We start from the raw sequence: 25,523 nt of genomic DNA on the forward strand, positions 1-25,523 counted from the left end.
GCGATTAGGTCCAATGAAGCTGGATAAAAACAATACTGTCGGCCTCAAAAAAAAGTAGCTTTCCTTTATAAGACTGATTGGAAGCTGTGTGTCGAGACGCGCTACTGTCCGTTTCGTATCCGGCTGGTTTGTCCGCAAGGCCGCCCTTCACCTTTCTTTAACACGTCCAACCGCCCGCTCTGTTAACCAGGCAAACGGTGCACAGCCGGTGTACAGGTTGTGCACGTGGTGTGTACGGACTGTGCACCTCCGTTTGGCCATAAAAAGCTGACGTTAACGCTCGATTCGTGGCCCTTGCTGCTCCGCGCTCTTTCACCGTTGCGCGTACGCTGCTCAGATCACGCAAAAGACCCCTGACAAAACCAGCCCGGCGACATCGCCCCGCCGTGCCCGTAAAACAGCCACAGCCGCTGGCCGCACGTCGTGTCCGTCACCCAGTAGTCCCGCGTGCCACTGCGCCAGTTCGGGTCATCCAGCCACCATTCCGGGGCCAGCCGTTCTGGCCCCAGCGCGCGCAGCCGGGTCAGGTCCTGACCGCGCCAGCGAAAAGTCTGCGGCATGTGAGGGGTGGCAGGCGCATGTACCGGCTCAGGCTGCCAGAGCAGCAGGGGGCGCGGATTGCTCGGCGCAGGCCATGTGCCCTCGTGCGGTTTGGACCACGCAGCCGCCAGTATCTTGTGCGCCTTTTCAGGGATATGACTGTCCGCCGGGTGCACACGGCGGATCGCCTCCAGCCCCACACGGGCGCCCAGCCGGCCGATCAGATCGTCCAGCGCGTCCGCCTTGTTCAGTCGCGCCTGCACCGCCTCACCCGCCTGAAGATGCCCCACCACGGCCGCGTCATGCAGCGGTTCGACCTGCACGGCCACAAGGCGCAGCATATCGATGCCAAAACCTGCGTCGATCTCGTCCAGCTTCAGCTCCAGCAGCGGACGGATGCGCGCAGGATCAAAGCTGGGACGGGCCAGACCGACCTCAATCACCTCGACCCCGTGGTCACTGCGATAGGCCTGTAACGCCACGCGCCGCGCGCCTTTCCCCTTGTCTTCCAACGCCTTGCACAGACGCGGCAGCAACCGGTCAATGCCCGCCATCACGTCCTCAGCCAGCCCGATCGGGTCCGGCAGCGTCATCCTGACTGCGAAGTGGTCAGGGGTCTTGGCGGGCGACACAGGCTCGGGCGCGCTGCCCATCGCCTGATCCAAACGCATCACAAGGCCCCGGCCAAATCGCCGCGCCAGACCCGCGCGGGGCTGGCCCAGCAGATCCCCCACCCGGCGCAGGCCAAGGCGGCCCAGCTGTGCCGTCACCTCAGGCTCAAGGCGCAGGGCGGCAATGGGCAGGGGGCTGAGTGCGCCATAGGTCTGGCCCGGCGGGGCAATGCGTTGGGTGTTGCCGGTGCGGGTGCGAATGGCCGGGGCCGCACCCCCTTTGGTCCAGTGCCGCCGCTTGCCTGCGCGCGACCGGGTGGCCCGCGCCTCTTGGTCAATAGCATCGCCTGTGCGGTCTGACCCCGCCGCACGGCCCGCATACCGGGCCAGGGCCCATGCCGCACCGCGCGTGTCCGCGAGCCCCATCAGCACAGACAACCCGAGATCGGTGCAATCATCCTCAACCACCTGCAGCAACTGCGCCTCGCCCCCAAACAGATGCGCACAGCCCGTCAGGTCCACAACCAGTGCGTCGCCCTCCTCGGGCGCAACCCAAGGGGAAAACTTGCCCGCCCAGCGCTGTAGGGCCTCCAAAAACCGGGTCTCACCCACCACACTGCGCGGATGTGTGAGCAGACCGGGGCACATCGCATGGGCGTCCCGCACGGGTTGGCCGACCTGCAAACCGCTGTTTTGCGCAACACCGTTCAAAGCTGTGATAACTTGCGCATTCTGCTGCTCTTGCACTACAGCCAGTGGCTGATCACCCAGTACCGGTTGGCGCCGGATCAGACGTTCTGCCCCCAGACGCGGGAACCACAGGGAAAGGATGCGGCGGTCGGACATAAACTAATGTTCATATTTTGTTCTCATCCTGAATACGATGAGTCGAGCGTCCGAGTCGAGAGTGTCAGGTGCCGTAGCGCGCCATAAACGTCTCCACCGCGCCATCAACCACCCGGTCAATGTCGGCAGGCGTCACATGGTCGATCACCCCAAACATCAGGCGCGGCCAGATATCGGCCTTGCACAGCTCACCAAATTGGTCCGATGCGAGAGTCAGATCGTCCATGCGCAACTCGCCCCGCGCCATGGCTTCGGCAAAATACTCGGTCATCACGGCGCGCATCCGCGCAGGGCCCGACTGGTAAAATGCGCGCCCGATCTCTGGAAAACGGTCCGATTCAGCCACGCAGATGCGAAACACCTGCTGCCCGAATTTCGAGGTGATAAAGCGCACAAAATGCCGCCCCACCTGCGCCAGCACCGTACGGGGTGGAGCGCTCATATCGATGGTATCAATGGCTGCGCGGCTTTGGCGGGCGCATTCCTGATTGGCAACTTCCATAAATAACAACCGCTTGTCCGGAAAGTAGCTGTAAAGAGTCGCCTTGCTGACGTTGGCCTCACGAGCAATGTCATCAACACTCGCGCCCTCAAACCCATCGGCCATGAACACAGTACGTGCGCCCTCAAGGACCTGATCAAACTTGCGGCCCTTACGGACCATGGGCGAGGCGTCGTTCATAAAACTTCCAGTGTCATAGACTGTCAGCAATATAAACTGTTCCGTTCAGTTCCGACAGAAAAAACCGATAAAACCCTGTTGCAAGTTCGAACAGACACGCCATCATAGTTTGGAATGGTTCTAAACTAACGAGACAGAAATGCGATTTACTACATACCGCAAACGGTTCAACGACCTTAGTGAACAAGAAATTCTGGCGCTCGCCATTTCCTCAGAAGAAGACGATGCCCGCATCTATCGCGGCTATGGCGAACACCTGCGAGACGATTTTCCCGCCAGTGCTGCCATCTTTGACGATATGGCCGCCGAAGAGGATACGCATCGCAAGCGCCTGATCGAGTTGCACCGCGCCCGTTTTGGTGAGGTGATCCCACTGATCCGTCGCGAACATGTGTCTGGTTACTATGCCCGTCGCCCTACTTGGTTGGTTGAAAACCTTAGTCTGGATCGCATCCGTTCCGAAGCCGAAGCGATGGAGCGTGATGCAGCCCGGTTCTATACCGCGGCGGCTGGACGCACATCGGATGCGACCACGCGCAAGCTTCTTGGTGATCTGGCCGCCGCTGAAGCCGGACACGAGCGCACAGCAAACGCTCTGGAGGACAAGCATCTTGATGACGAAACCCGTGAAACGGAAGACGACAAGGACCGCCGCCAGTTCATCCTGACTTACGTCCAGCCAGGGCTTGCAGGCCTCATGGACGGTTCCGTCTCTACCCTCGCACCCATCTTTGCCGTCGCATTCGCAACGCAAGACACATGGACCACCTTCCTTGTCGGGTTGGCTGCGTCTGTGGGCGCAGGCATCTCCATGGGATTTACCGAAGCGGCCTCGGACGACGGTCAACTCTCAGGGCGCGGGTCGCCAGTCAAAAGGGGCTTTGCGTCCGGCATCATGACAACCGTGGGGGGATTGGGGCACGCCCTGCCCTACCTTATCAATGATTTCTGGACAGCAACGGTCACTGCCATCGCCGTGGTGTTTGTCGAGCTTTGGGCCATCGCATGGATCCAGAACAAATATATGGATACGCCTTTTTGGCGGGCAACTCTGCAGGTCGTTGTAGGCGGCGCACTGGTTTTTGCAGCAGGAGTGCTGATCGGCAGTGGTTAGCGGACACAGGTCGCGCTAAGGGTGACCTATGCTGGCGATCCTTTTCAAAACCCTGCCCTTTTTCGCCCTGATCGCTCTGGGTTACTGGGCAGGCCGCACTCGGTTTTTCACTGAAGAGGCGACAGCCTACCTCACCAAATTCGTGTTCTACTTTGCGCTGTCAGCCATGATATTCCGGTTCTCGGCCAATCTGGAACTGGCTGAGGTTTGGGACGGCAAGCTAGTTGCGGCATACCTGTGTGGCACGCTTGCTGTCTACCTGATCGCCACAGCGGTCGCGCGCATCCGTGGCCTTGATCTGCAAACAGGGGCGATCGAGGCCCAGTGCGCCGTGATCGGTAATGCCGGCTTTCTGGGCCTGCCAATGCTCGCGCTACTGTTCGGCCCGCAAGCCATCGGCCCGGTCATGCTGGTGCTGGCAACCGACCTTATCGTGTTCTCCAGCCTGATCGTTATCCTGATTACCATTGGGCGGGACGGGCGGATGTCACTGTCGATCCTTAGGACCATTGCCATAGGTTTGATCAAAAACCCGATGATCGTAGCGATGACACTGGGTCTGACTTGGGCAGGGTTGGATATTCCGATCCCAGCACCGATGAACGATTTCCTTGGAATCCTGGGGGGAGCTGCGACGCCCGGCGCCCTTTTTGCCATCGGCGCGTCTCTGGCCTCCAAATCAACCGAGCGGATAGAGATCGCAGCGTGGCTTAGTTTCTGCAAGCTGGTGCTGCACCCGCTCGCGGTGACCATCTACGCCCTCTACATTTTTGATGTTGAACCCTTTGGCGCCGCCATGATTATCGCCTGCGCCGCCATGCCGGTGGCAGGCAACATCTATATGCTGGCGCAGCACTACGGCGTTGCGCCACAGCGAGTCTCTGCGGCCATTCTGGTTTCAACCGCCCTCAGCGTCGGCAGCCTCACCGCAGTGATTGCCTGGATCAGCTGAAAATCCTCTGACAAAAAAGTCTAACGCCGGAGGCATCCGAAACTTGCCGCCCGCGCGCCTGCCCGGTAGCGATGAACAAACGAAAGGAACACGGCCATGAAAACCCAGTCCGAAAATGCATGCTTTGGTGGCACCCAAGGGGTGTACACCCATGCCTCCTCGTCTTGCGCCTGCGATATGACCTTTGGCCTCTTCTTGCCCACCGAGGCTGCAGAGGGGCCCGTGCCGCTCTTGTGGTTTCTGTCCGGGCTCACCTGCACCCACGAAAACGCGATGACCAAAGCGGGCGCGCAGGCATGGGCTGCAGAACATGGGATTGCACTGGTCTTTCCGGACACCTCCCCGCGCGGTGGCGATGTAGCGGACGATGATGGCTATGATCTGGGTAAGGGGGCGGGATTTTACGTCAACGCCACCCAGGACCCATGGGCCGCGCATTACCGCATGTGGGACTATGTGACTGAGGAATTGCCTACTCTATTGGAACGAAATTTTTCTCTCGATATGGAACGCCAGAGCATCACAGGCCACTCCATGGGCGGGCATGGTGCATTGACGATGGCCATGTCCTTACCGGGGCGGTTCAAGTCCGCCTCAGCCTTCGCGCCCATCGCGAACCCTTGTGCCAGCGACTGGGGGCGCAAGCAGTTGACCGCCTACCTCGGAAGCGATGAGGCAGCATGGTCCCCCCATGATGCCACCCTTCTAATGCGCTCAAATGGTTTTGACGGCCCAATACTGATCGACACAGGCACGAATGACCAATTCCTCGACCTGTTGAAACCCGAAGCACTCGCCGAAGCGGCCACAGCGCGCCGTCAGCAGATGACGTTCCGGATGCAGCCCGGTTATGATCATTCGTACTTCTTCATCTCGACCTTCATGGAAGATCACGTGGCCTTTCATGCAGAGAACCTGTGGGCGTGACCACACTCTACATTGATGCGGATGCCTGCCCTGTAAAGGCTGAAGCAGAGCGGGTCGCAACCCGGCACAAAGTGGCGATGAAGGTGGTGAGCAATGGCGGCCTGCGCCCCTCGCAAAACCCGCTGGTCGAAAACGTGATCGTCGATGCAGGCCCGGACGTGGCCGACATGTGGATTGCCGAACGTGCGGGCCCCGGAGACGTGGTGATCACCGGAGACATCCCGCTGGCTGCCAAATGCGTCGAAGCGGGTGCGCGGGTTCTCAAGCACAATGGTGAGGCGTTGACAGCCGCCAACATCGGTAACGTTCTGGCCACCCGCGATCTCATGGCAGATCTGCGCGCCGCTGACCCCTTTCGGCAGGGCGGCGGCAAAGGGTTTACCAAAGCAGACAGATCGCGTTTTCTTGACGCATTGGAACGAGAACTGAGGGCAGCACAGCGATGAGTATCAAGGCAGTGGTTTTTGACATCGGCAACGTGCTGATCGAATGGCAACCCGAGCGGTTCTACGACAGCGTGATCGGAGAGGCGCGGCGACGCGAAATGTTCGAGTCCGTGGATTTGCATGCCATGAATGACAAGGTCGACCTCGGCCACCACTTTACCGAAACTATCTATGCCGCTGCCGAAGACTACCCCGACTGGCGTGCCGAAATCCGTATGTGGCACGACCGTTGGATCGAGATGGCCAGTCCGGTGATCGACCACTCTGTCCGCCTGATGGGCGCGTTACAGGCCAAGGGTACACCAGTCTTTTCCCTCACAAACTTCGGCATCCAAAGCTACGATTTCGCGGCGACACACTACCCGTTCATGCGCCAGTTTGATCGTGATTTTATTTCCGGCCATATGGCCGTCATCAAGCCAGATGCACAGATTTACCAAATGCTTGAGGACGCAAGCGGTTTAAGCGGGGCCGACCTGATCTTTACCGACGACCGGGAGGACAATATCGCAGCGGCCAAAGCAAGGGGCTGGAACACTCATCTGTTTGAAGGGCCACAAGGCTGGGCTGACCGGCTGGTTGCTGAAGGGCTCCTGCACATGGACGAGGCCGCATGAGCCCACCCGTCATCCCCTTTGATCAGGGCGACGCTCTGCTCGACTGGCTTGGCCTGACGGATGCACTGGCCGCAGGCCACTCACTGCCAAAGGCGGAGATTGGCGACACGTTCCTATACCGCGATCCTGATACCCTGCTAAGCCGCGCCGCGTGGATTGACGGGCTAGGCATGGCCGTCAAAACAGCAACTATTTTCCCTGAGAATGCAGACAAACCCACTATAAACGGCGGCGTTTCCCTATACTCCGACAGTGACGGCACGCTTGACGCCATCATCGACTTCCACCTCGTCACCAAATGGAAAACGGCCGGAGACAGCCTGCTCGCGGCCCTGCACCTCGCCCCGGAAAACCCGCAGCGCATTCTGATCGTGGGCGCAGGCACTGTGGCAGCTTCCGTGCGCGCGGCATTTGGCGCGGGCTTTCCCAACGCTGCCTTTAGCATTTGGAACCGCACACCAGAACGCGCGTCCGAATTTGCAAAGGCGCACCCCGATGTTACGGTCGAACCCGACCTAGAAGCCGCAGCGCACAACGCAGACATCATCATCGGGTGCACCATGGCAACCACTCCGTGGCTGTGCGGCGACTGGTTGCGCCAGGGTCAGCACGTCAATTTGATCGGTGCCTACCGCCCTGACATGCGTGAGGTGGACGACACCACCCTGCTTCGGTCCCGCATCTATGTGGACAGCTTTGACACCACCGTCGGACATATTGGCGAAGTAAAGATTCCGCTGGAGGCAGGCACGATTGCCCGTGAACATCTTCTTGCAGACTACTACGATCTGCCGTCTTTCAAACCCGCAACAGACGACATCACCCTGTTCAAGAACGGCGGCGGCGCACATCTGGACCTGATGACCAGCCGCTATATTCTGGACCGGTGGAGGGCGCGCTGATGTGGGCATTGATCATCTTTCTGGGCATTTTGGCGATCCCATTTACTGTTGAGTGGACGCGCAGCCCTCTGTCAAAAACGCAGCGCCAGGAGGCACCTGGCAAGTTCGCACTCTTGTCCCAAGGCACCACACACTACTACTGGCTCGGACCAGAACGGGGCCCAGTTGCCGTGTGCATTCACGGGCTCAGCACCTCGTCCTATGTCTGGCGCGGGGTGGCAAAGGGGCTGGCGTTGATGGGTTTTCGAGTGCTGATCTATGACCATTTTGGCCGCGGATTTTCAGACACGGTGCGGGGCTTACAGGACGGTCCATTCTTCGTCCGACAGCTGACCGATCTTTTGGAACATGAGAAGGTGGACGAACCACTGACAGTGTTGGGCTACTCCATGGGCGGAGCGGTCGCGACGCACTTTGCGGCCACCTACCCAAGCCGGATCAAACAACTGATCCTGCTGGCGCCGGCGGGCATGCAAAATATCAATTCCCTCAAAATGCGCGTCGTACTCAACGTGCCGTTCATCGGCGACTGGCTGTTTCTGCTGGGCTACCCGCGGATTCTGCGCAAAGGCCTTGACGCAGAGGTTGATCTGCCCAGCAGTGTCGAAGGGATCAACGATTTACAACGCGCCGAGACGGACAGGCGGGGGTACTTCCCTGCCATGTTATCCTCTCTGCGCGGCGTTTTGCGTCGCGTCGCCAAAGACCAGCACAAAGCGATTGCAAAGGCCGGAATCCCAGTGCTTTGCGTTTGGGCCAAAGAAGACGACGTCATCGTATTGGCCGGGAAGGACAAGCTGGCCAAATGGAACCCCAAAGCAAAACAGGTGGTGGTGCCGGGGGCGGGTCACGGGATCACATACACACATACTGGTCAGGTGATTGAAGCCATCCGCGCCTCACTGAGCTAAGCGGGCGCGGCTGGTCCTAACGGGCGTTCGCGGATGGGCAGATGCACAATCGCGCTGAACGCCCCAACCGCAACGCCGACCCACCAGACCTGCGTGTAGGTGCCATAAAGGTCGTAAAGACGTCCACCCAGCCAGACCCCAAGGAATGACCCCAACTGGTGGGAAAAGAACACGATGCCGTACAGCGTGCCCATGTAACGTACCCCATAAATCTGCGCGACAAGACCAGAGGTAAGCGGGATTGTCGCCAGCCACAGCGAACCCATTGCCACCGAAAACAGGATCACCGTTTCCGGCGTGATGGGGAACAGGATGAACAGCGAGGCCACTATTGTACGCCCGGCGTAAATCCCAGCAAGCAAGTACTTCTTTGAATACCGTTTGCCCGCCCAACCCGCGGCCAGCGTCCCGCAAATATTGGCAAGACCGATCAGCGAAATAGCAACTGCGCCGAGGGCGGACGTTGTCGAAACGCCCATGCTATCAAGCATACCACCAGGCATGATTGGTCCGCACAACTCAGTTACAAAGGCTGGAAAGTGCGCCGTGATAAACGCCACCTGATATCCACAAGAGAAAAAGCCGATGAAGATCAGAAAATACGACGGGTCGCGAAACGCTTTCATCAGAATTTCGCCCATGGTTTCTTCTACCGCTGCCTTCGAAGCCGGGACAGGCACCCGCATCATCGGCAAGGTCAAAAGAGTGGCCATGATGGCCGCCGCAAATATCATGAAGACGCTGGGCCACGCCATCATCCCCAACAACCATTCCGCCACGGGCGGGCCAAAAATCTGACCGCCCGACCCGGCAGCAGCAGCGATGGCAAGGCTCATCGATCGGTTTTCATCGCTTGACGCACGGCCGACCACCGCCAGAATGACGCCAAAGCCTGTTCCCGCTATCCCAAACCCTACGAGCCAAGCATAAAGCTGGTGTTCAAGCGGCGTCACCGAATAGGCCGACAGGACAAGCCCCACCGCATAGAGCACTGCCCCAATAATGATCGCTTTGCGGTCCCCGATCTTTTCTGCAATCGCGCCAAAGATCGGCTGGCCGACCCCCCAAGCGAGGTTCTGGATCGCAATGGCCGTCGAAAACTCTGCCCGCGCCCAGCCGAACTGGTCCGCAATCGGGATCTGGAACACGCCAAATGACGCGCGCACCGCAAAACTCACGACAATGATGACACAGCCGACAATCAGGACCGGAGTGAAAAGAGGTGTGCGGCTTTGCATAGGCGTGTCTCCGAAGCGTCAGAGTAGAGTTAACGTATCGATCCACACCGTCAAATCAGGAAATATTGCCCCGGCATCACATTCTCTGAACTGTGCTGGCTTTTCAGGCGGGCGATGGCAGGCTACCACAGGCGACAATGACCGATTTGATGACAGAATATCAGGCCCTTGTGGCGGCAGGCGCGCTGAAACGGGACGACGCGCAAGAGGCGGTGTTGCCCGAGTTTGAACGCATCCGCGCGGCCTTGGCTGAACCCGTCAAGCGCGGGTTCTTCCGCAAGGCACCAGAGCCACCAAAGGGGCTTTACCTCTGGGGCGGCGTTGGGCGCGGAAAGTCCATGCTGATGGATTTCTTTGTGAGCCATGTGGAGGTCCCGGCCCGCCGCGTCCATTTCCACGCGTTCATGCAGGAAATTCACGCCGCCATGCACGAAGCCCGCAAGACAGGTGTGGACGATGCCATTGCACCTGTGGCTGCGGATGTAACGGCTTCGGTACGTTTGCTTGCCTTTGACGAAATGCAGATCAGTGACATCACCGATGCAATGATCGTGGGGCGACTGTTTGAGGCGTTGTTTGCAGCCGGGGTCGTGGTTGTCACGACGTCAAACCGCATTCCCGATGACCTTTACAAGGACGGGTTGAACCGACAACTTTTTGTGCCATTCATCGACTTGCTCAAGGAAAAGATGTTGGTGTGGGAACTGGCCTCGCCCACTGACTACCGGCAGGATCGGCTGACCGGCAGTCCGACATACTTCACGCCACTGGGAACTGCTGCACATCGCGAGATGGATGACATCTGGAACGATTTGGCCGGGGGCGATGACCATGTGTTGGATATCACGGTGACGGGCCGCATTGTCACGATCCCGCGGTTCCGCAACGGCGTAGGGCGTGCCAGCTTTTATGATCTGTGTGCCAAGCCGTTGGGGCCGGGCGATTTTCTGGCCATCGCGGAGGCCTGCAAAGTGCTGATGATCGACGACATCCCCACCCTGTCACGTAGCAACTTCAACGAAGCCAAGCGGTTTGTGACGTTGATTGACGCCCTTTACGAGGCCCAAGTGCGCCTGATTTGTTCCGCCGCCGCGGTGCCTGAAATGCTGTATCTGGAAGGCGAAGGCACATTTGAATTCGAACGTACCGCCTCGCGTTTGCGCGAAATGCAGAGCGAAGGATGGGCCACAGCCTAGCCGTTTTTGCGCAAAACCGCCCCGGCAAGGTATAGCGAGCCGCAGATCAAAACCCGCGCATGAGGGGTGTGGGCAAGGATCTCATCTAAGGCAGCGCCTACATTTTCAGCCTCTGACGCGTTCAGCCCAACATCCTGCGCCGCCTTTGCGGTTTCAGAGGCCGGAAGAGTCGCAGCCTCACCCGGTATAGACAGTGCGTTCAAGCTGTCAGCCACCTCTGCCAAAGGGGCCAGATACCCGCGTGCGTCTTTGGTGTTGAGCATCCCACAGATCATATGCGTCGGTCGCGCGGGCAGACTGCGCAGCACAGACGCCAGAGCGTGTCCTGCCGCCGGATTGTGCCCCCCGTCCAACCAAAGTTCAGCGCCCGAAACCGCCGCCATCTCAGCGAGAGGACCGCTGCGCAGACGTTGCATCCGAGCCGGCCAGGACGCTTGGGTGACCGCAGCAAGGCACGCCGCCTCGTCACACCCCAAATGCCGGAGTGCCGCAAGCGCCATGCCTGCGTTCTGGATCTGATGATCGCCGGGCAGCACAGGGCGGGGCAGATCGAGCAGACCAACTTCATCCTGATAAATCATCCCATCACGTTCAGGGCTGGCATGCCAGTGTTGGCCGTAGGCGAGAACCGGTGCTCCCAGCCGCGCAGCGCGCGCCTCAATCACCTCCAGCCCAGCCTCATCCTGCGGACCAACGATGCAGGGCACACGGCGCTTGATGATGCCTGCCTTTTCCCCGGCAATGGCCTCGATCGTGTTTCCAAGAAACGCCTCGTGATCCATAGACACCGGAGTGATGATGGTCAGCGCTGGAGTGTCGAGCACGTTGGTCGCATCCAACCGCCCACCAAGGCCAACCTCAAGCAATGTATAATCCGCAGGGGTCCGGGCAAAAGCGAGGATCGCAGCGCAGGTCGTGATCTCGAAATAGGTGATATCGTCGCCGCCATTTGCGGCGTAGCATTCATCCAGCAGCGCCGTCAGATCAGGCTCTGAGATTAGAGTTCCTGCCAGCCTGATCCGTTCATGAAAGCGGGCCAGATGGGGCGATGTGTAGGCGTGTACACGCTTGCCAGCGGCCTCAAGCCCAGCGCGGATCATAGCCTGTGTCGATCCCTTGCCGTTGGTGCCTGCGATGTGGATCACCGGAGGCAGGTCGTTCTGCGGATTGCCAAGGGCCGCCAGCAATCGCCAGACGCGATCCAAAGTCAGATCAATGATCTTGGGGTGCAACGCCATCATCCGGGCAAGGATCGCGTCGGATGTGGGCGTGCTCATTTTTTCGGTGCGGTGTCGTCGGCCTCAGCCGGTGACGCTGGCGGTACTGGTGCGGGCAAATCGCCCATCACGGCAGGTGGCTGGTTCATCAACATACGGGTGATGGTGATCAACTCGGCCCGCATCTCGGTGCGCTTGGTCACCCTGTCCAGCATCCCGTGGTCCAGCAGATACTCGGCGCGTTGGAAGCCTTCGGGCAGCTTTTCACGGATGGTCTGTTCGATTACGCGTGGCCCGGCAAAGCAGATGAGCGCGTTGGGTTCCGCGATGTGCACGTCACCGAGCATCGCATAAGAGGCCGTCACACCGCCCGTTGTCGGGTGCGTCAGCACGACGATATAGGGCAGTCCCGCCTCTTTGAGCATCTGGACCGCGACAGTGCTGCGCGGCATTTGCATGAGGCTCAGGATTCCCTCCTGCATCCGCGCTCCGCCAGCGGCAGAAAACAGGATTAGCGGGCGGCGGAGTTTTACCGCCTCTTGGGCAGCGGCGATAATCGCGTTGCCCACATACATGCCCATAGAACCGCCCATAAAGGAAAAGTCCTGCGCGGCAGCAATAATCGGGGTGCGGCCAATTTCGCCTGCGGCGACCAGCATCGCCTCTGACTCTCCGGTCGATTTTTGGGCCGTGCGCATACGGTCAGGATATTTTTTCTGGTCCCGGAACTGCAGCGGGTCCGCGATCGGTGTGGGGACCGCGACTTCGGAAAAGATACCGCCATCGAACAGGGCCCCAAAGCGATCCCGCGGCGTGATCGCCATATGATGGTTGCAGTTGGTGCAGACGTTCAGATTGTCGCTGAGTTCGCGGTGAAACAGCATCGTGCCGCACTCATCGCACTTGGTCCACAGATTGTCCGGTGTCTCGCGGCGCGAAAAGATCGAGTTGATCCGGGGCCGGACGTAGTTGCTGATCCAGTTCATGAGGTCTTCCTGCTGCGACGTTAGGTTTCAGATAATCCGGGGCGGGCCCAAATGCAATCAGGCCCTGATTGCCAAACGTGCGACAAGCCAGCTTACAAACATAATGCCGAAGTCTACTGGCAGCCAAGCGGCCATTTGCGCCTCGTCCCCTAGACCAAAGGGGAGGACGAACAGCGCAAGGCCGGACATCTCATCCGGAACACTGGTGATCACCATGGCAGAGAGGTTGTTTACAAAGTGCACAGCGATGGCTGGGCCCAAAGTGCCGGAACGAGCAGTGAGGTCGGCCATCAGGATGCCGAAGAGGGTCGCCCATGCCACAATAGTCCACGCATTGCTGCCAGCGCTGTCGGGTAGGTAGTGGGCCATCCCAAACAGAGTGGCCGGCACGATCATCCAAATGAACGGAGATCGAAACCGCGCTGCCAGTTGCTGCTGAATGTAGCCGCGAAAGAACACTTCTTCGGCGCCCGACTGGATTAAAACGGCCACAACAGCAACCGGCAGCAACAATAGCCAGCGACCCACCGCCATATTGCGCTCAAGCGGTCCGCCCATGTCATAAGGCGGCAAAACCCAAATGGCGGCCATCAGGATCAGCATTGCGGTGGCAACCACAATGAACTGGCGCAAGGCCAGCCCTGGCTCCCCGATCAGTGTCAGGGGCCGACGTTTGTGCACCATGACGACGACAAGGCCCGCCGATACCCCAAGCAACCCCAATTGGAACAGCAAGACGAACATGCCGGTCGCAGACTGCCCTGTCTGGCCATCCTCCATGATAGCGTCCAAGACACCAGGTTCCATCACTTGAAACAGGGTGCCAAACAGCAGTTGCGTGAGGGCAAGGAACAGACCTGCGGCCAGTACCAGCCCAAAGCACAAGCGCCACAGTTGTGCCGCCCCTAGAGCCGGAGCGATAAAGCGAGCGTGGGGGTAATAGTCAAAGGTCCAGACACTCATGTGTCAGTATTCTCCAACGGAGGCGGAGGTGGGCCTTCTTCCTGAGGGATCTCGATGTTGGCCTGACGTAGCAATTCCGCAGCACCGGTCAGGTAACCGGAAACTGTGCGCAACAGACTGAACAAAACGGTTGTGTCGCTTTCCACCACAGACCGGAATTCGGCGGCGCCAATGCGCAGGAACAATGAATCAGACGTCGCCGTCAGGTTCAGGTTGCGGACTTCATCCGACAAGATCGCAAGGTCCCCGATCAACCGACCGGGTTCGATCGTTGTAACAGGGCGTTCGCCTTCGCTGATGTCATAGCTCAGAACCGCAGACCCCGAGATACACAAATAGGCGGCGTCAGGCTTTTCGTTCATGGAAAAGATGCGCTGCCCTTTCTTTGCCTCGTACCACTGAGCCGCGAATGCCAGCAGACGCTGGTTCCGGTTGCTCAGCCCCTCAAACAATTCGGTGCGGGCAATAACCCGCAACTTGCGATTCAAGTCGTCGCTGTCATCTTCTTCCAGGTTTTGTACACCATCAATACGCCCATCCTTGATCTCGACAAACAGGTCATAGGCGTCCGGGTTTTCGAACTTTTCTTCCAGAAAGATCAACGTGGCATCTGGCAACAAACCGCGAAGTGCGGTGCGGGTCTTGCGCCGCTCTTCGGCACTGTGAGAGGCGAGCGCCCGGTCTAGGACGAGGATATCAGGACGTTTGATACCGGCACGCGAGAATGCGACGCGCTCGTGGAAGATGGTGGGCAGTTTTGTTCCGCCCAGTCCGGTCGGAATATCAAACGCTGTCTCCGCAACCAACCGGCGCAGACCAGCATCCCTGATCAAATCGGCCACCACATCTTCAATCAGCTCGCCCTTCAGGCCTGCAACCATGGAGATCCGACCGTAAAGGGCGTTCTCCAGCAGAGTCAGGCGCGGTAGATAGTTTTCCGGTGCAATCGGAACAAAGAAGTCACTCGTTTGCATACGCAGGGCCACGCCACTGGTTTTGCGGATTTCAACGATTTCTTTTTTGAAACTGTCGGGAAAGGCTGGACCGATCTGTTCGGCGGTGAAGGCAAAAGGAACGGTCAACAAAAGCGCAAACTCGTCATCTGTCAGCGCAATATCCCCGCGTTCGCGGCGACGTTGTGCGATGTCGACGAGACGTTCGTACATGCTTTCATCGATATTGAGAGCCGTGAACAGCGGATGGTTCGTCCCGTCCATGCCAAAGGTCTGGTGCAGAGTCTCAATGAGGGTTTGCGAAATTGCGATTCCCTGTTCGGCCAGACCTTGTTCAAAGATCAGGTTGATGAACATCGCGTTGGCCGCGAGCCCTTCCTGACTGATTTCGCGCCGAGGCGAAGCAAAGAACAGGTTGCCACCAAGCGGAACAGCCGGGTTAAAGCTATCCGGATCAAATCGGTAGACTTCGTCAATCAGACCCTTTTCCTGAAGGCACTTCTCCACCACCGGACGTATTTCGACCATGGCTTTGGCCAGCTCGGGATGCATGTCCGGGTCAATCCGACCGGTCAGCATCCGCCGGAACATGAAATCGTCGACGCCCATCGCCTGGATCAGCTCAAACCACCACTGGCGAATGTCATCCCCATCCGTCAGGCCCGCCAAGGCGGGGTCTACCCAATCGACATCTACCCGGTCTTGGCTGTTGCCAGATCGAATGGCCTCGTTCTGGATCCTGTCACGCTTGTTGGACTCCCAATCGACGGTGCGCGGGCTGGTCATCAAGGGCATCAACAGGTTTGAGCCAAGTGTACCGTCAAAGAGATAGGGGCGCGAATGTGCATAACCGATGCGCGCCGCGATCACAGACTGATGCAGTTCTGACAGGTCATACCCTGCCATCTCTACTGTTCCACGCGAAGGCATAACTTCACGCGTCAACAGTTCGGCCAACGCGGTCCGCTCCGTCTGGTTGCGGGCCTGAATGGCGACCCGCGCGCCTTTGGGGATTGTCAGGTTGATGTTTTCGAGGATCGGGTTGTTGTCCACCGTGCGAACGGTCACATCCTTCAGTTCGATATCACCGCGCAGATGTGGCACCTCATCCGGCTCGACCTCAAACAGCTCCTCATCAATCATACCGTTGGGGCCAAACCGCTCAGTCACAACCTCCCAACGCACAGCCATATCCTGCGTCTGGTTGTAGTAGGTCAGCAGTTCCTTCCATGGGCTCGACAGATCTTTGTAAGCAGCAAGAGCGGCGACAAGCGCACCGACAGTGATTTCACCTTGGATAACCAGATACCCGCCGACCAAATAGAAAAAGAACGGGGTCAGTTGCGTAATGAAGTTATTGAGGAACTTCATAAAGAACTTTTGCTGGTAGATTTTGAAGCGGATCCCAAACAACCGCCCCAAACGATCCGTGAACTGCGCCAGCCGGTAACGCAGCCCACCATTGGTGCGGAGATCAGTAATGCCAGCCGCACTCTCCCCGATTTCAGAGGAAAAGGCGCGCATTTCTTTGATCCGCGCCTTGTTCAGCAGGTTGATCCGCCGTTGCAACATCGGGATCAGCCACGCTTGCAGGGGGATCAGCGCGATCCCGGCAATGCCAAACCAGACAGACTGAATGAACAGAAAGATCAGGATGATCAGCATTTGTCCGGCCTGAAACACCGGCTGGGCCACCATGTCGCCCATCAGGCCGCCCATCGGTTCGGCCTCGGACGTGACCATGCTGACCAACTCGCCCTGGCTGGTCGAACGGAAATAGGTGCGCGGAAAGCGTAACATCCGGCTGATCAATTGGAACCGGAAACGGCGCAAAAGCCGCTCAGCCGTCACACCCTTCATCGTGTTCAGCCGCATTTTGAGGAGGCCATGTGCGATCACAGCGGCCAGATAACCGAAACACAGCGTCAACAGGAATTGGATCTGGCTGAGCTCAAAGCCAAAGACTTGCACTGCATCTGACGTCGCCCCGATGGCATCGTTAATCACGCGTTTAGGAAGTTCCAGCGTCGCATAGAGGAATGGAAACGTGACAACGGTCAGCGCCAGCAACATCAACTGGTCTCTTTTAGAGTGCTTCCAGATGAAAGCGAAAAGGCTGGAATCCATGCAATCGTCCCGATCGGCTGTGCCCGGTGGTCTGGCAGATAACTCCTCCAGCCTGAAGCATGCGGTTTACCTAGTGACACCCAGACCGCAATTCAACCGCGGCGGACGCTTGCAGGTACCCCGACCAATGGCTATTCCGGTGCAAATGTTCTTCGAGGGAGAGGCCCGATGCTAGACGGCAAGTTCGACAAATCCAAATTGCCCAGCCGCCATGTAACCGAAGGACCTGCGCGCGCACCGCACCGGTCCTACTACTACGCCATGGGCATGACCGAGGAGGAAATCCACCAACCCCTCGTTGGCGTGGCCACCTGCTGGAACGAAGCAGCGCCCTGCAACATCGCGCTGAACCGTCAGGCACAGTCGGTCAAGGTTGGGGTCAAGGGTGCGGCGGGTACACCGCGCGAATTCACCACCATCACCGTTACCGACGGAATCGCGATGGGACACGAAGGGATGCGTTCGTCTCTGGCGTCCCGTGAGGCGATTGCCGACACAGTCGAATTGACCATGCGCGGGCATTGCTATGACGCAATCGTGGGGCTTGCGGGTTGTGACAAATCCCTGCCGGGCATGATGATGGCCATGATCCGCCTCAACGTGCCATCCGTGTTCCTTTATGGTGGGTCGATCCTGCCAGGCCGTGTTGCTGAAAACGCTCCAGTGCCCGCCGAGTATCTCGACCGCGACCTGACCGTTCAGGACATGTTCGAAGCCGTGGGCCACCAGCAGAACGGCACCATGAGCGAGGCCGAGTTGGACGTGCTTGAGCGCGTCGCCTGCCCCTCAGCCGGAGCGTGCGGTGGCCAATTCACCGCCAACACAATGGCTTGCGTTTCAGAGGCGATTGGACTGGCTCTGCCGAATTCCTCTGGGGCACCCGCGCCATACGAGTCTCGTGATGAGTACGCCAAAGCATCCGGCGCAGCGGTCATGAACCTGATCGAAAAGAACATCCGCGCGCGCGACATCTGCACCCGCGAAGCGTTCGAAAACGCGGCGCGCATCGTCGCCTGTACGGGCGGATCCACCAATGCGGGCCTGCACTTGCCTGCCATGGCGCACGAGGCGGGCATCGACTTTTTCCTCGAAGACGTGTGCGAGATTTTCCGCGACACGCCGTACTTCGTCGACCTGAAACCAGGTGGTCAGTACGTTGCCAAGGACCTTTACGAAGTTGGCGGCGTGCCTGTCGTGATGAAGGAACTGCGCAAAGCTGGCCTGATCCACGAAGATTGCATGACCGCCACGGGTTATTCAATCGGCGAAGAGCTGGACAAGAACAGCCTCGAGGCCGATGGCAAAGTGATCTATCCTGTGGAAACCCCGATCACCAAAACTGGTGGCGTCGTTGGCCTGAAGGGCAATGTCGCCCCCGAAGGCGCTATCGTGAAAGTCGCCGGGATCGAGCCACAGCACCAGATTTTCACTGGCCCCGCGCGCATCTTTGAATGCGAACAGGATGCGTTTGAATCCGTACAGAACCGCACCTATGAGGAAGGCGACGTGTTTGTCATCCGCAACGAAGGACCATCCGGTGGTCCCGGCATGCGCGAGATGCTGGCGACAACGGCCGCCCTGTCTGGGCAAGGCATGGGCAAGAAGGTCGCGCTGATCACAGACGGTCGTTTTTCAGGCGCAACGCGTGGCTTTTGTGTGGGTCATGTTGGCCCGGAGGCGGCACACGGCGGTCCAATCGCGCTGTTGAAGGACGGCGATGTCATCACCATCAACGCCATCGAAGGGTCAATCAACGTCGCCTTGACGGACGAAGAGCTTGCAGAGCGTAGGGCCGCCTGGACTGGTCCGCGCGAGACCCTGTACGGCTCCGGGGCCTTGTGGAAATATGCCAAGCTGGTCGGCGCCACATATCTGGGGGCGGTGACGCACCCCGGGGCCAAGGCCGAGCGCCATGATTACATGGAACTCTAAGGCCTTTCTGGCCGGAGCCACCTGCGTGGCTCTGGCAGGATGCGATGAACTGGCCGGGTTCGGTGGAGCACCAAACAACGGATTGCCTTTTACCTCACTGGCGGGCGGGTCCGTCAGCCTTGTCCCGCCCATCGGCTACTGCGTCGACAAACGTAGCGTGCGCGCGCGCTTTGCGGTAATGGCACGTTGCGATACACTGGGCGGCGAAGCCTCGTTTGGTGCTCCCCTTGCCGTCATCACTGCGGCCACTGTGGATCAGGGCGTCGGTTCGGGCGCAGGCTCAGGCGGCGAAACTGTTCTGTCTCGCCGTACATCCGGCACGCTGACTTTACTGCAAGTCAGCGGCAACCCTCCCAGTCCTGAGATGCGCGACGTTTACTGGCGTGCAGTGGGGCCGGTGGGCGATCAAGTTATTGGCCTCGCCATTTATGAGGGCGAAAATGGACAGCCGCTGGGCGAAAACGCGCCAAGCCTGCTCACCGAGACAATGCAGCGCACTCGTGCCCGGACCGCAGCAGTATTGAGCGCGGCGCAGGACAATTCTGCAACGACACTGGTAAAACCAGAGTGAGGCGCACAATTGCCCGGTTCATTTCAACGAAACCTTTGGCATAGATAAAAGGCGCGCAATGGGCGGCCAGAACGGCGTTTGGTACATGGCAGGCAAAACGATACGGTACATCGAAAAGCTGTCGCACAAGGGTGCGATGCGCCGTTGGGCGCGTGCAGCGCGCAATGCCAAGACTGCGGAACTGGGTGAATTGCGCGGCCTGCGTTCCTCCGCCCGGCTGCTGCGCAGTCACCTTGATCGTCTGATCCACGCTGCCGATGAACGGCTGGCTTTGCCCGCCATCGGGTCCACGAACTTTGCACGTCCACACAACTCTGACTGGACATGGCGTCCGGAACTGTGGCGTGGCTCGCTGCATAATGCAGGCGAATCTTCGGTTCAGTCCAAGACCATGATGGGCAGCGAAGTTACCCTGTTTCACGACTGCAATTTGAGCGAATTAACCCTGCGCCAAATCCGCAACCAGCGCGAACACGATCTTGCTCCTTATGGTCTGCGCATGGATGTCTTTAAATTTGACGGCTCATTCCTTTCGCTTGTGATCGACCTGCCTCAAGACGCAGTACAGGGTCTGACAAAGACACACCTTCTGGGCATGAACACAATTGTTGAAATGGAGTATCCCCTTGAAATATTTGGGCGTCTCAACATTCGTCACGGTCCCAACACCGAACAGATCGTGAGAGAATTGCCACTGAACGAACAAGAAGTGACTGTCGAATTCGACCTCGCCTATTCAAAACTGAACGAAAAGCGGGTGGAAAAGGCATGGATTGACCTCATCTTTGAAGGGCCGGAGATGAACCAGATCACGCTGCGCGATCTGACCTTCTCGCGCCGCCCGCGCGCAGCATTGTGAGGAAGGGAGCAGTATGAGCACTCTGACACTGACACCGACCAGAATGCGGCAGGGCATTTGGGAAGGGATGGTTAAACAGTCCGGCAGCGGCGTGCCGCAGATACGAGTCACGCACCTTGATATTACCGTGCCAGATGTAGAGGTGAAGAAAGCCGAAACCGAAGGCTATTGGCAGGTGCAGGTCCCCGTGCCAGCCACGGCGATTTCGGATGGCGTACAGGTCTTTGTCATCGCGGATGCCACGGACGATACAACCTTGGGCCAGTTCACACTGATCGCAGGCGAGGTCTTGGGAGAAGATTTGCGGGCTGAGGTCGAGTTGCTACGTGCAGAGCTGGATATGCTCAAACGCGCATTTCGCCGTCACTGCACGGAAACGTCCTAGGACCGCTTAGCTGCGGCCAAAGCGGCGCGCAGCACGTCCCGGTCTCCGATATGATTGGCAAGGACAAGGATCAGGCGCGCGTTCAGCGCGTCGCTGGCCTCCTTCGTTAGCCCTTGGTGCACTTCCAATAGCTCATCATAGAAACCGTCCGGATCAGGGATGTTTGGGTCGAGATTCAACTTGGTCATACCACTCCCTTTCCCAAAGCGATGCGCATTGCCTCTGCTAAGTCTTTCGCAGTGGCTGACGGCCATCGCGCCACCACGTGTTGGTCTGGGCGCAACAAATAAATGGCCTGCTCCGAATTGCCCAGGTACCTGTCTTTCACCATTCCCTTGGGATCGTCGGCCGCAGACAGCGTCACATGGAGCACTGGCACACCATCCACTTCGTCCAATTCAGGAGCTTCAGTACAAATGCTAAGGACTGTGAAGGCGCCTGTCAGCCGATCCAGTAAAAAGCCATCGGCCAGCTCTGCATCCACGCATGGCGCACCCACCCGGGTTCGATCGGGACCGGCGAGGCTATCTGGCCCGTTCAACACCTGCCCGTCATAAATACAGGGCACCGACAACCGCCCAGAGTTCGCGAGCGGTCGGGCAAAGGCATGATCCGAGGCCAATTCCAGCACGGCATTGCGGAAAATGCCGCTTATCTCGCTTTTGGGTGTCAGGAAGTCAGTCGCACGGGTGGAGTTGAGGATATTTTCATCCGCCGCAAAGGATCGTTCGGTTGAATAGCTGTCGAGCAGGGCATCCGGTGCAAAGCCACGCAATACAAGATCCAGTTTCCAAGCAAGGTTCTCGGCGTCCTGAATGCCAGAGTTCGCACCTCGCGCACCAAACGGAGACACCTGATGGGCGCTGTCCCCGGCAAACAGGACGTGTCCATGACGAAACGTCTCCATCCGACGACATTGGAATGTGTAGATTGACGTCCATTCCAACTCGTACTCTGCCCCTTCACCCAGCATGGCATCCACGCGGGCGCGGATGCGGTCCGGGTCCAGTTCGACGGCGCGATCAATGTCCCAGCCCAGTTGAAAGTCGATGCGCCAGATGTCGTCAGGCTGCTTGTGCAGCAGAGCGGATTGACCGGAGTTCTTGAATGGAGGTTCAAACCAAAACCAGCGTTCGGTCGGGAAATCGGCCGTCATGTGTACGTCAGCGATCAGGAAATTATCCTCGAATACACGGCCATCAAAGCTGAGGCCCATCATGTCGCGGATCGGCGAACGTGCGCCATCACAAGCGATCAGCCAGTCCGCCTCGATCTGGTAGGGGCCGTCGGGCGTATCGATGTCGAGTAAAACGTGATCGTCTTTTGTCGCCATCCCGTTTAACGCATTTCGGCCACGAATTTCGATGGGCGCACCTTCGGTTTGCGCAGTGCGAATTTCTTCAACGAGGAACTTTTCAAAATAGGGTTGTTGAAGGTTGATGAACGCTGGATTCTTGTGCCCGCCTTCTGGTTGTAAGTTGAATTCAAACACTTTTTCAGGGCCGTGGAATACCTTGCCGATATTCCAGACAACCCCTTTGTCACGCATCCGTCGGCCTGCCCCCAAACGGTCAGCAATCTCGAGCGTTCGTTTGGCAAAGCAGATCGCGCGGCTCCCCTTCCCAACGCCCTCATGATCGTCAAGGACCAGTACCGGCGTCCCTTTACGCCCCAAATCAAGTGCGGTTGCCATGCCAATGGGACCACCTCCGACAATCACAACTGGGTGACGTTGCGGTGGCTGTGATTGCGCTGGAACGCGCGCGTATGGGTAGAGGTGAAAAGCGAGGGCATACCGATCGCGGTGCGGGGCATTCATGCCGTTGCCTCCGGACACTCCGATCTTTGGCGCCAATCGAGCCACGCCCCGATGACCACCACTAAACGCCAGCCTTCAGCGGTTTTGGAGCACACATAGATTGCGTCCAGTTCGTCCATCGCAGAGCCATCACTGCGCAAACGGCGCACTTGGTTCATTTCCAAAAAGGCCGTTTTCTCGTCGCATTGGGTCACGGTGATTCCTCCAATCTCGGTGTGATCGAACCCCGCATCATCCATTTCGGCAAACTTGTTTCGAAACATTCCTTCCATTTCTTGCCGGGATGCTATCGGCAGCGGACCAGATTCAGTCATGTAAATGGTTGGTTCCGTGAACAAGGGTGCCATTCCCGAAAAATCCCGCGCATTCCAGCGCGACAAGTATGTGTCAAACAATGCTTCAATGTCTGCCCTGTCTGTCATCCCTGCAACTGCTCCCACATCTCAATGTCCCGCTTGTCCGTCCAGATGCGCGGGTGTGCGATGCCGCGTGCTTCGTCATAGGCCCGTGCGACATTGAACGGGAGGCAGTGTTCATAGATGGCATAATCGTGGAATTTCGGATCACACTCAGCACGCACAGCATCCCAGGCTTCTTTCAATGAACCGCCGCGCGCAGCAACCCGAGCCGCCGGGCGATAAGTGCTATCCACAAAATCACGCGTACTTTCAATGGCTTTGCCCACCATCTCTTTGCCCACAAGCGCATCTCCACGCCCTGGAGCAATGGCGTCCACATCGTAAGATTTGATCGCGTCCAGCGTGTCGCCCCAGTCTGCGAAGTAGCCATCGCCGCAATAGCACGCGGAGTGATATTCCACGATGTCACCCGTGAACATTACGTTCTGATCGGGCACGTGGATGACAGCATCCCCAGCCGTATGGGCGCGACCCACATGTTTGATCTCGACACGACGGTTGCCGAGGTAAACGGTCATTGCGTCACTGAAAGTGGTCGTGGGATAGGTCAGACCGGGAATACTTTCGTGCCCTTCGAAAAGACGGGGAAAGCGTTGGAATTCGCTGTCCCAATCTTCTTGTCCCCGCTCGACCACCATGGCGCGGGCCGCATCCGACATGATGATCTGATCGGCGCCATAGGCTGATGCGCCCAGAACCCGGACGGCGTGATAATGGGTCAGCACCACGTGGCTGATCGGTTTGTCGGTCACCTCGCGCACTTTTTCGATGACTTTCGCTGCGAGACGCGGCGTTGCCTGGGCCTCAACAATCATCACGCTGTCATCACCGATGATGACACCCGAGTTTGGGTCCCCTTCCGCGGTAAAGGCCCACAGACCCTCGCCAATCTCATCAAAGGTGATCTTTTTTTCGCTCATGTCGCCTTGTGAGGCAAAAGCTTTGGCCATGGTGCAGTGTGTCCTTAGTGGGCGTCGGGTTGTTGATCAGGATGGGCGGCGGCGATGGCAGGCACAGCAAGGCAGGCCTCTTCGATACGGACGATATTTGGGAAAGGGGACAGGTCTACACCCCAGCGGTGTGCGTTATATGTCTGTGCCACAAAGCAAAGGTCCGCTAGGTCAGGAGTGTCGCCAAAGGAGAATGGCGTTGTATCATTCACCAACGTTTCAAAGGCTTCAAATCCTTCCAGGATCCAGTGCTGCATCCATGCCTTTGCTGCATCTGCGTCGATTCCGGCGACGGCCTGCAAATGCCGAATAACGCGTAAATTGTTCACTGGATGCACATCAATGGCGACTGTATGTGCGGCTGCCAAAACTCGGGCTCTGTCTACCGGTTCGTGCGGCAAGAGTGGCGGGTCAGGCCAAGTTACCTCAATAAAATCTAGAATGGCCATGGATTGGGTCAGCACAGTACCATCTGCCAAGACCAGAGTCGGAACGCCTTTACCGGGATTGAGCGCGCTGTACCGGTTGTCACATTGATCCCCGGCCAATAGATCAACAGGTTCAGTTCGGTACGCGATCCCCTTGATATTTAACGCTGCACGAACGCGATAGGACGTCGTGGAACGCCAGTAGCTATAAAGTGTTAGGGGCGGTGAGGTCATGTGATGCACCAAAGGTCAGGTCACGACATGGGTAATAGTTGAAATTGTAACCAACAAGGGGGACAAGCGGAGTTGTTTGACCTGAATAGGGTCGATTTCAACCATCCGCCGCCAGCAGATACGACAATCGTGCAGCCCCAACAACGCTTAACGCTGTATGCTTTGGTCAGTTACTGCAAATTGGGAAGTCATCGACAGAGAGATACGAGAAAACAAAGGGCTTTTTAGGTTTGGCAATGACCTACTCTCCCACGCCTTAAGACGCAGTACCATCGGCGCTACAGCACTTAACGGCCGGGTTCGGGATGGGACCGGGTGTTTTGCTTGCGCTATGATCACCAAACCAAAAAAGACCTCTGTATTCCTCAACATGTTGTCCAAGTCGCGTACGACTTTCGTTTAAGCTGTGTATGCTTTTGATTTATCGTTCATCGCAAAACGTATGCAGTCTTGCTTTTACTGGATCAAATCAAGCCTATCGGGCAATTAGTACCAGTCAACTGAATGCATTACTGCACTTACATCTCTGGCCTATCGACGTGGTGGTCTACCACGGCCCTCAGGGATACCTTGTTTTGAGGGGGGCTTCCCGCTTAGATGCCTTCAGCGGTTATCCTGTCCGATCATAGCTACCCAGCACTGCCGTTGGCACGACAACTGGTCCACCAGTGGATCGTTCACCCCGGTCCTCTCGTACT

General features: G+C 58.1%; 24 protein-coding genes and 2 rRNA genes. 12 read left to right on the top strand and 14 right to left on the bottom strand.

Features of this window, described 5'->3' with window-relative positions:
* Window positions 1-338: 338 nt before the first annotated feature.
* Together ABJD00_RS01395 and ABJD00_RS01400 are read right to left on the bottom strand one after the other, a co-directional pair.
* A complete protein-coding gene (locus ABJD00_RS01395; RefSeq protein ID WP_413830942.1) occupies window positions 339-1,997 on the bottom strand; it encodes a Y-family DNA polymerase in 1,659 nt (552 codons plus the stop codon).
* Between the two features lie 64 nt (window positions 1,998-2,061).
* Entirely contained in the window at window positions 2,062-2,679 is a 618-nt protein-coding gene (locus ABJD00_RS01400) for a TetR/AcrR family transcriptional regulator (RefSeq protein WP_413830944.1), read from the bottom strand.
* A gap of 139 nt (window positions 2,680-2,818) precedes the next feature.
* On the opposite strand from ABJD00_RS01400, the gene mbfA reads away from it, so the two are divergent.
* The 7 genes from mbfA (at window position 2,819) to ABJD00_RS01435 (ending at window position 8,548) form a co-directional block, all read left to right on the top strand.
* A complete protein-coding gene (mbfA, locus tag ABJD00_RS01405) occupies window positions 2,819-3,793 on the top strand; it encodes an iron exporter MbfA (RefSeq protein ID WP_413830946.1) in 975 nt (324 codons plus the stop codon).
* Between the two features lie 28 nt (window positions 3,794-3,821).
* A complete protein-coding gene (locus ABJD00_RS01410; protein WP_413830948.1) occupies window positions 3,822-4,745 on the top strand; it encodes an AEC family transporter in 924 nt (307 codons plus the stop codon).
* Between the two features lie 96 nt (window positions 4,746-4,841).
* Window positions 4,842-5,672 (top strand): S-formylglutathione hydrolase, encoded by an 831-nt coding sequence (fghA, locus tag ABJD00_RS01415; protein ID WP_413830950.1) that lies wholly within the window; start codon window positions 4,842-4,844, stop codon window positions 5,670-5,672.
* A complete protein-coding gene (locus ABJD00_RS01420) occupies window positions 5,669-6,118 on the top strand; it encodes a YaiI/YqxD family protein (RefSeq protein WP_108838716.1) in 450 nt (149 codons plus the stop codon). The genes fghA and ABJD00_RS01420 overlap by 4 nt, the downstream gene beginning before the upstream one ends.
* Window positions 6,115-6,735, top strand: coding sequence for an HAD family hydrolase (locus ABJD00_RS01425; protein WP_413830953.1), 621 nt, complete (start codon window positions 6,115-6,117; stop codon window positions 6,733-6,735). The genes ABJD00_RS01420 and ABJD00_RS01425 overlap by 4 nt, the downstream gene beginning before the upstream one ends.
* Window positions 6,732-7,637: an ornithine cyclodeaminase family protein gene (locus tag ABJD00_RS01430; protein WP_413830955.1), complete on the top strand. Its 906-nt coding sequence runs from the start codon at window positions 6,732-6,734 to the stop codon at window positions 7,635-7,637. Before ABJD00_RS01425 ends, ABJD00_RS01430 begins: the two co-directional genes overlap by 4 nt.
* On the top strand, window positions 7,637-8,548 hold the full coding sequence (locus ABJD00_RS01435; RefSeq protein ID WP_413830957.1) for an alpha/beta fold hydrolase: 912 nt from the start codon (window positions 7,637-7,639) through the stop codon (window positions 8,546-8,548). Before ABJD00_RS01430 ends, ABJD00_RS01435 begins: the two co-directional genes overlap by 1 nt.
* On the opposite strand, the gene ABJD00_RS01440 is transcribed toward ABJD00_RS01435, so the two are convergent.
* A complete protein-coding gene (locus ABJD00_RS01440; protein ID WP_413830959.1) occupies window positions 8,545-9,786 on the bottom strand; it encodes an MFS transporter in 1,242 nt (413 codons plus the stop codon). The two genes, ABJD00_RS01435 and ABJD00_RS01440, sit on opposite strands and share 4 nt — an antisense overlap.
* 137 nt (window positions 9,787-9,923) lie before the next feature.
* On the opposite strand from ABJD00_RS01440, the gene zapE reads away from it, so the two are divergent.
* A complete protein-coding gene (zapE, locus tag ABJD00_RS01445) occupies window positions 9,924-10,982 on the top strand; it encodes a cell division protein ZapE (protein ID WP_413830961.1) in 1,059 nt (352 codons plus the stop codon).
* On the opposite strand, the gene ABJD00_RS01450 is transcribed toward zapE, so the two are convergent.
* The 4 genes from ABJD00_RS01450 to ABJD00_RS01465 are packed head-to-tail and all read right to left on the bottom strand — an operon-like array spanning window position 10,979 to window position 17,228.
* Complete coding sequence (locus tag ABJD00_RS01450) at window positions 10,979-12,259, bottom strand: bifunctional folylpolyglutamate synthase/dihydrofolate synthase (protein ID WP_413830963.1); 1,281 nt, start codon at window positions 12,257-12,259, stop codon at window positions 10,979-10,981. The two genes, zapE and ABJD00_RS01450, sit on opposite strands and share 4 nt — an antisense overlap.
* Window positions 12,256-13,185: an acetyl-CoA carboxylase, carboxyltransferase subunit beta gene (gene accD / locus ABJD00_RS01455; protein ID WP_108838689.1), complete on the bottom strand. Its 930-nt coding sequence runs from the start codon at window positions 13,183-13,185 to the stop codon at window positions 12,256-12,258. Before accD ends, ABJD00_RS01450 begins: the two co-directional genes overlap by 4 nt.
* Window positions 13,186-13,242: 57 nt before the next feature.
* On the bottom strand, window positions 13,243-14,148 hold the full coding sequence (locus tag ABJD00_RS01460) for a lysostaphin resistance A-like protein (protein WP_413830965.1): 906 nt from the start codon (window positions 14,146-14,148) through the stop codon (window positions 13,243-13,245).
* A complete protein-coding gene (locus ABJD00_RS01465; protein WP_413830967.1) occupies window positions 14,145-17,228 on the bottom strand; it encodes an ABC transporter transmembrane domain-containing protein in 3,084 nt (1,027 codons plus the stop codon). The genes ABJD00_RS01460 and ABJD00_RS01465 overlap by 4 nt, the downstream gene beginning before the upstream one ends.
* Before the next feature lie 168 nt (window positions 17,229-17,396).
* Between ABJD00_RS01465 and ilvD the strand changes: the two genes are divergently transcribed.
* The 4 genes from ilvD (at window position 17,397) to ABJD00_RS01485 (ending at window position 20,975) form a co-directional block, all read left to right on the top strand.
* Entirely contained in the window at window positions 17,397-19,160 is a 1,764-nt protein-coding gene (ilvD, locus tag ABJD00_RS01470; protein WP_413830969.1) for a dihydroxy-acid dehydratase, read from the top strand.
* Entirely contained in the window at window positions 19,141-19,731 is a 591-nt protein-coding gene (locus tag ABJD00_RS01475; RefSeq protein ID WP_413830971.1) for a hypothetical protein, read from the top strand. Before ilvD ends, ABJD00_RS01475 begins: the two co-directional genes overlap by 20 nt.
* Window positions 19,732-19,816: 85 nt before the next feature.
* Window positions 19,817-20,590 carry a DUF6478 family protein gene (locus ABJD00_RS01480; RefSeq protein WP_413830987.1) on the top strand — a complete coding sequence of 258 codons (774 nt, stop codon included), beginning with the start codon at window positions 19,817-19,819 and terminating at the stop codon, window positions 20,588-20,590.
* A gap of 13 nt (window positions 20,591-20,603) precedes the next feature.
* On the top strand, window positions 20,604-20,975 hold the full coding sequence (locus tag ABJD00_RS01485) for a hypothetical protein (protein ID WP_413830973.1): 372 nt from the start codon (window positions 20,604-20,606) through the stop codon (window positions 20,973-20,975).
* Here the strand turns inward: ABJD00_RS01485 and ABJD00_RS01490 are convergent.
* The 7 genes from ABJD00_RS01490 to ABJD00_RS01520 form a co-directional block, all read right to left on the bottom strand.
* The gene (locus ABJD00_RS01490) at window positions 20,972-21,163 is read right to left on the bottom strand and encodes a DUF2783 domain-containing protein (protein WP_413830977.1); all 192 of its coding nucleotides are present in this window, start codon (window positions 21,161-21,163) and stop codon (window positions 20,972-20,974) included. The genes ABJD00_RS01485 and ABJD00_RS01490 overlap by 4 nt on opposite strands.
* Window positions 21,160-22,794 (bottom strand): FAD-dependent oxidoreductase, encoded by a 1,635-nt coding sequence (locus ABJD00_RS01495; RefSeq protein ID WP_413830979.1) that lies wholly within the window; start codon window positions 22,792-22,794, stop codon window positions 21,160-21,162. The genes ABJD00_RS01490 and ABJD00_RS01495 overlap by 4 nt, the downstream gene beginning before the upstream one ends.
* Window positions 22,791-23,216 (bottom strand): YybH family protein, encoded by a 426-nt coding sequence (locus ABJD00_RS01500; RefSeq protein WP_413830981.1) that lies wholly within the window; start codon window positions 23,214-23,216, stop codon window positions 22,791-22,793. Before ABJD00_RS01500 ends, ABJD00_RS01495 begins: the two co-directional genes overlap by 4 nt.
* Window positions 23,213-24,163 carry an MBL fold metallo-hydrolase gene (locus ABJD00_RS01505; RefSeq protein WP_413830983.1) on the bottom strand — a complete coding sequence of 317 codons (951 nt, stop codon included), beginning with the start codon at window positions 24,161-24,163 and terminating at the stop codon, window positions 23,213-23,215. The genes ABJD00_RS01500 and ABJD00_RS01505 overlap by 4 nt, the downstream gene beginning before the upstream one ends.
* Window positions 24,164-24,177: 14 nt before the next feature.
* A complete protein-coding gene (gene maiA, locus ABJD00_RS01510) occupies window positions 24,178-24,825 on the bottom strand; it encodes a maleylacetoacetate isomerase (RefSeq protein ID WP_413830985.1) in 648 nt (215 codons plus the stop codon).
* 228 nt (window positions 24,826-25,053) lie between these two features.
* Window positions 25,054-25,168, bottom strand: a 5S ribosomal RNA gene (gene rrf, locus ABJD00_RS01515).
* Between the two features lie 122 nt (window positions 25,169-25,290).
* A 23S ribosomal RNA gene (locus ABJD00_RS01520) occupies window positions 25,291-25,523 on the bottom strand; the annotation flags it as partial.

The organism is Tateyamaria sp. (assembly GCF_039945315.1).
Taxonomy (GTDB): Bacteria; Pseudomonadota; Alphaproteobacteria; order Rhodobacterales; family Rhodobacteraceae; genus Tateyamaria.